This window comes from Crocosphaera chwakensis CCY0110, assembly GCF_000169335.1.
GTDB lineage: Bacteria > Cyanobacteriota > Cyanobacteriia > Cyanobacteriales > Microcystaceae > Crocosphaera > Crocosphaera chwakensis.
Window position 1 is genome coordinate 37,733 of sequence record NZ_AAXW01000038.1, and the last position, 11,044, is coordinate 48,776.

Consider the following 11,044-nt stretch of genomic DNA (forward strand, 5'->3'; position numbering starts at 1 on the left):
AACATTTGTAACTAAATTTTACAAATAAATAAACCTATCAATCAAGGAGTATAAAATTGATACAGTAAAAGTATAAAGTCAACAAGAAATAAAGAATAAAAAGATTAAACAGTTGTAAAAAAACTGGTCAAATAATCAGTATAAAACTAAAATTAAATCATTATTTAGGAGTCAAAGAATGGACTTAACAACAACCTATATGGGAATGACCTTAAAATCTCCTTTAGTTGTAGGTTCTTGCGCCCCACTAACTGAAGAAACCGATAACATAAAAAGAATGGAAGATGCAGGGGCTGCAGCCGTTGTTTTACACTCGTTTTTTGAAGAACAATTACGACAAGAACAACTTGAATTACATCATCATTTAACCCACGGTACCGAAAGCTTTGCCGAGGCTTTAACTTATTTCCCTGAACCTGAGATTTTTCATGTGGGTTCTCAAGAATATTTAGATCATATTCACCAAGCAAAAACAATGGTGGATATGCCAGTTATTGCTAGTATTAATGGCTCAACGTTGGGCGGATGGTTAGACTATTCTAAACAAATTGAACAAGCCGGTGCCGATGCTTTAGAACTTAATATTTATTATGTTCCCACGGATTTAGATATTTCGGGGGGAGAAATTGAACAGAACTATTTAGACATTTTAAAAGCGGTAAAATCAGAAATTAATATTCCTGTTGCCATTAAAATAAGTCCCTATTTTAGTAACATGGCTAACATGGCTAAACGGTTAGGAGAAACTGGTGCTGATGGTCTGGTTTTATTCAATCGTTTCTATCAACCCGATATCGATTTAAACAATTTAGAAGTGCATCCTAATGTTCTTTTAAGCACCCCTCAAGCGATGCGTCTTCCTATGCGTTGGATCGCTATTTTATATGGAAAAATTGATGCAGACTTGGCTGCTACCAGTGGCATTCATTACTCAACTGACGTTATTAAAATGGTCATGGCCGGGGCAAAAATAACCCAAGTGGTGAGTGCTTTATTACGTCATGGTATTCATTATTTAGGAACCTTAGAAGAAGGAATACGTAACTGGATGGAAGAAAACGAATACAGTTCCATTCGACAGATGCAAGGTAGTTTCTCTCAACTTCATTGTCCCGATCCGACGGCCTTTGAACGATCGCAATATATGAAAGCCTTACAAACCTATGCTCCCATTTGGCGATCGCTTCAAGATCCACCTCTAGTATGAAGTAAGCAGGTAGCAGAGGAAACAGAGGGAGAAAAATATAAATGTTCCCCGTGAGGGCGTTTCCTTTTCATTAAGATATGAATTGAAGATAAGTTTAAATAACAATGTTAAATATTCCTGGGTTCCACAAAAATTACCTGCCCACTAGCCTTGGAAACATGGTCTATTATATGGCTGATGGTCTTCCTTGGTGTACCACAGAAGAAACAATATCAGATCGTCCCACATTGGTCTTTTTTCATGGGTTTGGGGGTGGTTCAAGTGCTTACGAATGGTCAAAAGTATATCCTGCGTTTGCCAGTGAATACCGCATTATCGCACCGGACTTAATTGGTTGGGGACAATCATCCCATTTAGAAAGAAACTATACCATTGATGATTATTTGACGACCCTACCTGAATTTCTCGAAGAAATTAATTCTGGTCCCGTAACGGCGATCGCCTCTTCTTTAACGGCAGCTTTTATGATTAGAGTTGCCATTACTCGGCCTGAGTTGTTTAAATCCTTAATTTTAACCACACCAGCAGGATTATCTGATTTCGGTGAAAATTATAGCCAAAGTTTCTTTGCTAAATTGGTTACGACTCCCGTTATAGATCGGTTTATTTATGACTTTGGGGTGGCCAATGAAACGGGAATTCGTAATTTTTTAGAAAACCGTCAATTTGCTAATAGTGATCGCGTTTATCCTGAAATTGTCTCCGCTTATTTAGACTCGGCCACTCAACCATTAGCTGAATATAGTGCTTTATCTTTTGTCAGGGGAGATTTATGTTTTGATCTCGCAGAATATATTGAAAAATTAACTACTCCTACGGCGATGATTTGGGGGAGAAAATCTCAGTTTACTGGCCCTGAAATTGGTCTAAAATTAGCTCAAATGAATCCTACTTTCATCAAAGCATTTGAAATTATCGAAGAGGTTGGCTTAACACCACAATTAGAATTACCTGGGGTAACTATTGGTTTAATTCGTCGCTTTTTAACTAAAGATTTAGCATGATAACTCTTTTGGTATGCCCTTAAATTCTAAACTAGCTTTGCAAAGGAATTTACCTAAACTTTTGATTTTAAAAGGGTTATCTTTTGCTTGGTTTCCCATTCCCACTATCATGTTATTTTATGAATCTCATGGGTTATCGATTGAGCAATCAATTTTCTTAAAAACAGTTCTTTCTATCTCCTTTTTTTTGTTAGAAATACCTTCAGGATATGTTGCTGATCAATGGGGAAGAAAGTTTTGTCTTGTTAGTGGTAGTGGAATTTGGGTTATTAGTTGGTTAGTTTATTGTACTCAAGAGACATTTTCCTGGTTTATTGTAGCAGAAGCCTTAACAGGAGTGGCGGGTAGTTTAATTTCTGGGGCTGATACAGCAATAACCTATGATACCTTATTAACATTAGAACGCGCTGAAGAATACCGTAAATTTGAAGGAAAGTTAATTGCGATTTCAGGGATTAGTGAGGCGGTTTGTGGCTTAATTGGAGCTTTTACCGCTCAATATAATTTAGTTTATCCTTTTTATTTGCAAACCATTTGCTTGATGATTTATTGTTTCTTGTCAACCCAATTAATTGAACCGAATAATGATGATCTACAACTGCCCCAAGAGTCACAAAATTTATGGTCAATTGTCAAAAATGCTTTGCTGATTAATGCTTCAATTCGCTGGTTTATTTTATTCAGTGCCACGTTTTCAGTGGCTACTTTTTTAATTGTTTGGTTATCTCAAACTTACTTATCAAATTATAATGTACCGACAGCTTGGTTTGGAGTAGTTTGGGTTGGGTTTCATGGGGTGATGAGTTTAGCTTCTCTCTCTACTAATAATCTAGAAGAAAAATTAGGATTGAAAAAAAGTTTATTATTCTTAATTATATTATTGGGAAGTTCTTATATCTTTTTAGGCATCATTCATCAAGCTTGGGGCATTATATTTGTTGCTATTATTTATGGAGTTAGAGGTTGGGTGAATCCTTTACTCAATGAAGGACTTAATAAGCTAGTTTCTTCTACTTCACGGGCAACAATGTTTTCTATTAAAAGCTTTATTTTTCGGTTGGGTTTTGCTATTATTGGAACAGCTTCGGGGTGGTTAGCAGATCAAAAATCCTTAAATTTATCATTAACAATAACAGGTATCGTCTTTTTAGTCTTTGGTTTATTTTGTTGGCGAAACTTGATTAAATTAAAAGCTATCTAAAAGAAATACTTATTATGTATGAACTACAAAGAAGAATACTATAAAGAAATATTATTTCTATCTCCCTGCTCCCCATACCCTACACCTGACTCCCTATTCCCTCAATAAATATGTCTCTTCCCTCAACCATTATCATTAAATTAGGTAAATTTGTCTGGACAACCATGTGGCATCAAATGATGTCTCAGTTAGCCCCTCGCAACGAAACAGGGGCGTATATACGACCTGAAAGCGAATTTCGTCATGATATCAATAAGCAAGCTCAGAACCTCTATAAACCCGAATCTGGCCGTTATGCTTTGTACGTTGGCATCGGTTGTCCTTGGGCCCATCGGACTTTAGTGGTTCGTGCTTTAAAAGGTCTAGAATCAGCGATTTCCTTGGTTTGGGTGAGGGGAGAAGCAACGGAAGGCGGGTGGATGTTAGAAACGCCACAAGAGGGTTGTCGAAGTTTGAGGGACGTTTATCAACGGAGTCAACCTGGTTATCAAGGAAGGGCAACAGTGCCGGTTTTATGGGACAAACAAACTCAAACCGTTGTCAATAACGAAAGTGCCGACATTATTAAAATTCTGAATCGAGAATTTAATGAATGGGCAAAGCAAGCAGAACTTGATCTTTATCCGACTTCACAAAAAGAACAAATTGACAGCTTAAATGATCGTATTTATCACACTGTTAATAATGGAGTGTATCGTTGTGGTTTTGCTCAAACTCAATCCGCCTATGAACAAGCCTGTGATGAGTTATTTTTAACTCTTGATGAACTAGAAAAAATATTAACCAATCATCGTTATTTATGTGGGCAAACGATTACCTTAGCCGATGTGAGACTGTTTACGACTTTGTTTCGCTTTGATGCCGTTTATTATGGATTGTTTAAATGTAATAAGCGTCGCATTCGAGACTATAAAAATTTATACGGTTATTTACAAGATATTTATCAATTGCCTGGGGTGTCTTCTACTTGCAATTTAACAAAAGTCAAACAAGATTACTATAGTAATTTATTTCCCCTTAATCCAGGAGGCATTATCCCATCAGGACCTAACCAACAAGACTTATTATTGCCTCATAATCGGGAAAATATCAAGCTTTCTGCTGTCAAAGAATGAGTTGATAAATTAAGCTAAAATCCATTATCATTCTATCATTAACATTCAAAGTAAGGGTGAGGAGATTGGACAAAAAAGGAAGATGAAACAAGATCGGCAAAGGCGAGGTCAATAACTTATGGTTCAACGGGTGCAAAAAATTTTATCTCAATGGGGAGTTGCTTCCCGTCGTCATGCTGAGGATATGATTATTGCTGGACGAGTTAAATTAAATGGGGAAATCGTGACATTAGGAGATAAAGCTGATCCGAGTTGCGATCGCCTAGAAGTAGACGGTCGAATGATTCAACCTAGTCAACGACCTCAATTACTTTACATATTAATCAATAAACCCGTCGGAGTGGTTTGCACCTGTGATGATCCCCAAAATCGATCAATTGTCTTAGATTTATTACCCAAACAATTAAGTAAAGGGACAGGAATCCACCCCGTAGGAAGACTCGATTTTAACTCATCTGGCGCTTTACTGTTGACCAATGACGGAGAGTTAACTCTGAGATTAACCCATCCCCGTTACCATTTGCCCAAAACCTATGAAGTCTTGATTCAAGGACATCCTACAGAAGAAAGATTACAACAATGGCGTGAAGGTGTTATGCTAATGGGCAAAAAGACTTTACCGGCTCAAGTAGAAGTGATTTGTCGTTATCGTCAAAATACTCGCTTGAAAGTGATTCTTACTGAAGGAAGAAATCGCCAAATTCGTCATATTGTTCAACACCTTGGTTTCCATGTTCTTCGACTCCATCGCACTGCTATTGGTTCTCTTGTTTTATCTTCTCCTAACGAAAGTAGCTTACCCAACGGCCACTATCGTTTGCTTACCCCTTCAGAGATTCGTTTTCTTAAGCGTCGCACCAACCTTATCACTGACACGGAAGGGAAGCTGATTGAATAGATATGTCCAGGAAACAATCGTCACTTAATTCTCCTCATCACAAAACTAATCACACCCAAGAATCTCAGTGTCAGACTCCTGTGGTGGCTGAAAATAGTCGATGGCAACAATTGTGGGATAAATTTATCTTAAATGGTTATAAAACCAGCGAGGAATCAAACGGAGAAAAACCACCCTCTCCACCCTCTAAAAAAACAATTTATCTGAAACTATTACTTAAGTTATTATCTAAATTTCCTAAACAAAAAAAACATTATTTTGATCCTAAAAAATTACAGAAACAAATATTAGAAGATATTGGACAACAATTATATAATGAACGTCAAAAACAGGGATTAAGTCTCGCTCTTATTTCTGGAGAGACTCGTATTTCTTTGGCATTATTAGAAGCCATTGAAAAAGCCAAATTAGAGGAATTACCTGAAGCTATATATACCCGTAGTTTTATTAAAAAGTTTGCAGATTTTTTAGGGTTAGATGGAAAAAGTTTATCAGAAAGTTTTCCCCTGGATAGTAATCCTAAGTCTCAAAGTTCTTCTAGGTTTCGTTTTTTCTTTCCTGTTTTACAATTTCGTCCCTTACATCTTTATTTTTTATATATTATTATTGTGGTTATTTCCGTTCAGAGCATTTCTAATACTTTAAAACGGGCTGCAACAGAAGGGGCGATCGAAGAATTACCCGTTCCTGTGGTGGTTTCTCCTCCTCCACCTCTGATCAAAAAACCAGTCATAATTAAGGTTCATAGTAAAGGAAAATCAACCTTAAAAGTCATAGTAGATGGAAAAACCACCTTTGAGGGAACATTAACCAAAGAAACCCAAAAAACGTGGGAAGCTAATAAAAATATTACCCTCGAAGCAAGCAACGCTGGCTTAATTTTAGTCACATTTAATAATCAAAATGCAAAACGATTAGGTAAATTAGGAGAAAGCAAAAAGGTAACTTATTCTCTTCCGAATATTTCTAATAATTCAAAACAAAAAGACACAGTCAATCAGCAAGAGTAAAGGTGTTTGCTGATAACTGTTCACTGATTACTGTTTATGGCGAATCTTCCCATTCTGCTGTCAAAGTACGATAATTAAAATCTTTTACTCCTGGATGACAAACCACACAATTTTTGGTGTTGATAGGTTCATTGAATTCAACACGAGGATGAAGAATTTTAAAATACTGAGATTGCTCAATATAATAAGGAACGGGGGCATCTTTGAGCAAAATAGGGCGAGAATTGCTTTTAAGATAATCCCACATTAATACTTGACTCAGACGAATCATGTTAGGAACTGATGTTCCATAATGTTTTTGAGGGTTTTCTAGTAGTTCTTGCCAAGTTTCTGTCGGTAACACTTCTGGAGGAATGGCAATATGACACCCCGAACAAGTAGAGAGATAAATGTCTTTTCCGGCTTCAACCGTCGAACGATTTGGACCAAGAGGACCGATAGATTGAGATTGTGCTAGGGTATGACTCGGTTTGGCTGCTAAAGCGTGGGTAAATGCAGAACCTACACTGACACACCATAGTAGGATAGCTAGAGAAATCACTAAATATAAAAGATTTGACCGTTTAAAATGAAAGAATTTTCGTAATTTCAGCATATTTTGAATTAATTAATTTTAAACTAGCAACCCAGAGAATTCTCATGTTGATGAGTTTGTGGCTCAATCTATATTAACGGTTACTGATTATCTTTTGTCTGCTAATTAATATTAAATAAGAAATAACAGCAAAAATAAATTTTAAAAATAGTAAGGTCAGCAAATAAAAGAATTTTCTTATTGAATCATAAATTAGAGCATTTTGCACACCTATAAAACTTAAGTTGAGTTGTTAAAATTAATTAGAATTTAAACTATCGTTATACTAATTATAATGAAAATATTATGAAATCAAAGAAAAAAGTAAAACCAATCAACTTAAAGTTAAAGACATATTAGCTGATCTAGAACAACAAACAATAAGCGTTGATGGATTAAAATTTGAAATCTTAATTTCTCCTAACTCAGAATGACAAGATTGTAAGGTAGGCATTGCCCACCCTACGGATGACTGAAAATGTTCCAAAACAGTTTATGCTAGAAAAAAAGTGACGTTACGAAACGTTACATAAGGGAATTTGTAATCATTAATTATGCAATGTATTATCAACCGTCGCGCCCAATTTAGTGCCAGTCATCGTTATTGGTTGCCAGAATGGGACGAAGCCAAAAATAAGCAAGTCTTTGGTGCCTGTAGCCGTTTCCCTGGTCATGGTCATAATTATGTCCTTTTCGTCTCTCTATGGGGCGAGATTGACCAATATGGCATGGTAGAGAACCTATCTACTGTCAAACAGGTCATTAAACAAGAAGTTACCTCTCAACTTGACTACAGTTACCTCAATGATATTTGGGAGGACTTTCAAACCACCCTACCCACCACCGAAAACCTGGCGAGAGTTATCTGGCAACGGTTAGCTCCCCATTTACCCATCGTAAAAATACAACTATTTGAACATCCCCAACTCTGGGCCGAATATCAAGGAAATGCCATGAAAGCGACGTTAACCATTCAAACCCATTTTAGTGCAGCCCATCGTCTTGCTCGTCCAGACCTCAGTTTAGAAGAAAACACCAAAATTTATGGTAAATGCGCCCGAACCCACGGCCACGGTCATAATTATCACCTAGAGGTGTCTGTTAGCGGAGAGATTGATCCCCATACTGGCATGATCGTTGATTTAGGGGAACTGCAAACTATTGTAGATGATTATGTCGTGGAACCTTTTGATCATAATTTTTTGAATAAAGATGTGCCTTACTTTGCTGAGGTTGTCCCTACAGCCGAAAATATTGCTCTTTATATCGCCCAACTTCTAGAACAACCAATTCAAAAACTAGGGGCCCAACTGGAAAAAGTTAAATTAATTGAAAGTCCTAATAATTCCTGTGAAATCTATTGTGGTACTTCTGCTGAGTCCTTAAATCTACCCTCTCAACAAGCCCCTCAATTAGTGACACTTCATTAACTAATGTAACATTATTGCCTTGAGTGTGACTTAGAGACTCAGGGTAGCCCTAGGGTGTTTCCTGGGGCTTTAAACTGAAAGAAGATACCTTTTATTTTATTGGTGTCTAATAACATTAGCAACAATTAGACAGTCTGTTATATAGTTTGATTGTCTGGTTGCGTTTCAAACATCCAATTCTGAGATTTTTAGAAGGATCAAGCCAATATGGAATCTAAAGTTCAAGAACAAACCACCCCCAAAGATTTGAGTTCAGAAGCCCCCGGAACCCTTACTAAATCATCTGGTATGGGAGATCAACCCTGGCAAGAATCATTCGATTATGTAATGCAGATCCTCGCTAAAGTTCCCGAATATTTGGGAGAGTTTTTTAGTGAGTACAAACAACCCCTAACCATTGTAGGACTGTCACTTTTAGCGATTATTACTGTCAAAATTATCGTCGCTGTTTTAGGCGCAGTTGATGATATCCCCCTATTAGCCCCTCTATTAGAAATGGTTGGCTTAGGTTATAGTGCTTGGTTTGTTTGGCGTTATCTCTGGAAAGCATCGAACCGTAAAGAGTTATTAGCCGAGTTTGATGCGATTAAAAATCAAATGTTTGGTGATAACGCCTAAATTTAACTGCATTTATACCGTTTTTTGAATCCCTCCGATCATTAAAGTTCGGAGGATTTTTTCTTTTTTTAACAGAATTTCAGGAGAAGTCCTTAATACCAATTCTCAATATTAGCTAGAGAATAAATTTAACTTCTGACTTCATTCAAATCCAACCACCCAAAACAGCTAATCCAAAAAATCGCCAAGGAACGTCGACAGTTTTAAATCCCACTGAAGACAGCATGGTTAAATGGGTTCTTAAGGTCGTTAAACGATCCGGTCCGGAATGACCTTTTGGTTGACTATTGCCTATTTGAGAACGAACTTTTGCGATTGTAGTTCCTTGGTTAGCTGTCCATTCTTCTCTTACCCTGGAATAAATTGTTTGTAATTGTGATGCTTCTTGTAAAATAGGATCGGCATTCCAAAAACAGCCACCACTGGTTAAATTTTTAGCCACACAAGTTAATAATTTATACTTCATTTCATCTGTTAAATGATGAATGGCTAAAGAAGAAACACAAGCATTGAAATTACTACCGATTTTCTCTTTTATTTCTCCATTTGCCCATGCTCCAAAATCAGCTTCAATGAAAGTAATGCGATCGCTAAATGGGGTTTTTTCCAGTTTAGATTGCGCCATTTTGATCATTCTCGGAGAATAATCAAGGGCGACTATTTTGGCATCGGGACAATGTTTGAGTAATTTAAGACTAAGTTCTCCAGTTCCACAACCTAAGTCTAAAACATGACGGGTGTCTATGGGAACACAAGCGACAAGAGTATCAAGCATTAAATCATAATGGGGGATTAATTGACGAATTCCTGTGTCAAATGTTTTTGTATCGGCAAAAACTTCTCCTGGATAAATCGTGGTTGATTGATTCATGAACCGTCCCAAAACTTAATATATAATAATTGTAACTCTATTCTTTATCTATATTATGACGACTGATGAAAAATCGGAATTAATTGCTATCAATCAAGCTTTTTATCGAGGGTTTGAAAAAAGAGATATAAAGGTGATGAATCAAGTTTGGTGGCAGGGTTCAAGTAGTACCTGTGTCCATCCTGGAGGTAATGTTATTAAGGGATGGGATGCTATTCGTTCTTCTTGGGAAACTATTTTTAAAAATACTGATTATTTAGAAATTGACACAGAAATTATTAATATTGATATGGGTCAAGAAGTAGCTTATATTATACTCATTGAGAAGGTAACCCAAATCAATAATGGAAGGCGTTTAGAAGCTCAATCAATAGCCACCAATGGCTTTAGAAAAATGGCTCAAAAATGGTCTTTAGTTCATCATCATGGTAGTCCAATTATCCGAAGATAAATGTTTACCTTTACCTTCTCAAACAGGAACTTACTGTTTAGTTTTTTACTGCTCAATTTTATCACAAGTTACCGTGGGAAAACTAGGAATTTATCAAATTGTTCCTGGTTATTACTGTTATATTGGTAGTGCTTTTGGAAGGGGTGGATTACAATCACGGATAGAAAGACATTTAAAAATAAATAAACGTCATCATTGGCATTTAGATTATATTAGACCTTATTTGGAACCTATTGAATTTTGTTACACAACTGATAGCATTAAGCGAGAACATCAATGGTCTGATTTATTCTTAAAAGAAGAAAATTCAAGCATTCCTATTAATAAATTTGGTTCTTCAGACTGCCATTGCTCTACTCATTTATTTTACTACAAAGTTAAACCAAAACTAGAAAAATTATTGAGTAATTATCCCATAAAAATATTATCTTTGAGCCGGCGACATATTACGAATCGCAGCAATTTTCCAGTTACCTTCTTGCTGTACAACGATAAAGGTACTCCATAAATTTCTCACTTGATTACTCTCTAGTTTAATTTCATATTTTGTATCCACAATGGCAACATTTGGATTTAAAAATCGGATTGTTTCAATTGTAATTGTTCTTTCTCCTGGGTTACGATTGGAACTTCTTAACATTCCTTGGATAGAAGTTTCAATACCT

Annotated in this window: 13 protein-coding genes; 10 read left to right on the plus strand and 3 right to left on the minus strand. The window is 36.4% G+C overall.

Going from position 1 to position 11,044, the window contains the following annotated elements; genetic code table 11:
• Positions 1-178 precede the first annotated feature (178 nt).
• From CY0110_RS19205 to CY0110_RS19230, 6 genes are all read left to right on the plus strand, one after another.
• Complete coding sequence (locus CY0110_RS19205) at positions 179-1,207, plus strand: dihydroorotate dehydrogenase-like protein (RefSeq protein ID WP_008277191.1); 1,029 nt, start codon at positions 179-181, stop codon at positions 1,205-1,207.
• A gap of 104 nt (positions 1,208-1,311) precedes the next feature.
• Entirely contained in the window at positions 1,312-2,211 is a 900-nt protein-coding gene (locus tag CY0110_RS19210; RefSeq protein WP_035800035.1) for an alpha/beta fold hydrolase, read from the plus strand.
• A gap of 13 nt (positions 2,212-2,224) precedes the next feature.
• On the plus strand, positions 2,225-3,412 hold the full coding sequence (locus tag CY0110_RS19215; protein ID WP_008277193.1) for an MFS transporter: 1,188 nt from the start codon (positions 2,225-2,227) through the stop codon (positions 3,410-3,412).
• Positions 3,413-3,522: 110 nt separating this feature from the next.
• Positions 3,523-4,527 (plus strand): glutathione S-transferase family protein, encoded by a 1,005-nt coding sequence (locus CY0110_RS19220; protein WP_008277194.1) that lies wholly within the window; start codon positions 3,523-3,525, stop codon positions 4,525-4,527.
• Positions 4,528-4,645: 118 nt separating this feature from the next.
• A complete protein-coding gene (locus CY0110_RS19225) occupies positions 4,646-5,425 on the plus strand; it encodes a pseudouridine synthase (RefSeq protein ID WP_008277195.1) in 780 nt (259 codons plus the stop codon).
• A gap of 2 nt (positions 5,426-5,427) precedes the next feature.
• Positions 5,428-6,435 carry a helix-turn-helix domain-containing protein gene (locus tag CY0110_RS19230; RefSeq protein ID WP_008277196.1) on the plus strand — a complete coding sequence of 336 codons (1,008 nt, stop codon included), beginning with the start codon at positions 5,428-5,430 and terminating at the stop codon, positions 6,433-6,435.
• 34 nt (positions 6,436-6,469) lie between these two features.
• Here the strand turns inward: CY0110_RS19230 and CY0110_RS19235 are convergent, their stop codons facing one another.
• Positions 6,470-7,030: a low-redox potential cytochrome gene (locus CY0110_RS19235; protein ID WP_008277197.1), complete on the minus strand. Its 561-nt coding sequence runs from the start codon at positions 7,028-7,030 to the stop codon at positions 6,470-6,472.
• Between the two features lie 533 nt (positions 7,031-7,563).
• On the opposite strand from CY0110_RS19235, the gene CY0110_RS19240 reads away from it, so the two are divergent.
• Together CY0110_RS19240 and CY0110_RS19245 are read left to right on the plus strand one after the other, a co-directional pair.
• The gene (locus CY0110_RS19240; protein ID WP_008277198.1) at positions 7,564-8,439 is read left to right on the plus strand and encodes a 6-pyruvoyl trahydropterin synthase family protein; all 876 of its coding nucleotides are present in this window, start codon (positions 7,564-7,566) and stop codon (positions 8,437-8,439) included.
• A 207-nt stretch (positions 8,440-8,646) separates the two neighbouring features.
• A complete protein-coding gene (locus CY0110_RS19245) occupies positions 8,647-9,057 on the plus strand; it encodes a CAAD domain-containing protein (protein ID WP_008277199.1) in 411 nt (136 codons plus the stop codon).
• A gap of 145 nt (positions 9,058-9,202) precedes the next feature.
• On the opposite strand, the gene CY0110_RS19250 is transcribed toward CY0110_RS19245, so the two are convergent.
• Positions 9,203-9,928 carry a class I SAM-dependent methyltransferase gene (locus CY0110_RS19250; protein ID WP_008277200.1) on the minus strand — a complete coding sequence of 242 codons (726 nt, stop codon included), beginning with the start codon at positions 9,926-9,928 and terminating at the stop codon, positions 9,203-9,205.
• 55 nt (positions 9,929-9,983) lie between these two features.
• On the opposite strand from CY0110_RS19250, the gene CY0110_RS19255 reads away from it, so the two are divergent.
• Both CY0110_RS19255 and CY0110_RS19260 read left to right on the plus strand, forming a co-directional pair.
• Complete coding sequence (locus CY0110_RS19255) at positions 9,984-10,379, plus strand: YybH family protein (protein ID WP_008277201.1); 396 nt, start codon at positions 9,984-9,986, stop codon at positions 10,377-10,379.
• Positions 10,354-10,887 (plus strand): GIY-YIG nuclease family protein, encoded by a 534-nt coding sequence (locus CY0110_RS19260; RefSeq protein WP_008277202.1) that lies wholly within the window; start codon positions 10,354-10,356, stop codon positions 10,885-10,887. The genes CY0110_RS19255 and CY0110_RS19260 overlap by 26 nt, the downstream gene beginning before the upstream one ends.
• Here CY0110_RS19260 and CY0110_RS31545 read toward each other — a convergent pair.
• Positions 10,804-11,019, minus strand: a complete 216-nt coding sequence (locus CY0110_RS31545) for a DUF4440 domain-containing protein (protein WP_332306409.1) — start codon at positions 11,017-11,019, stop codon at positions 10,804-10,806. The two genes, CY0110_RS19260 and CY0110_RS31545, sit on opposite strands and share 84 nt — an antisense overlap.
• Positions 11,020-11,044: the final 25 nt, after the last annotated feature.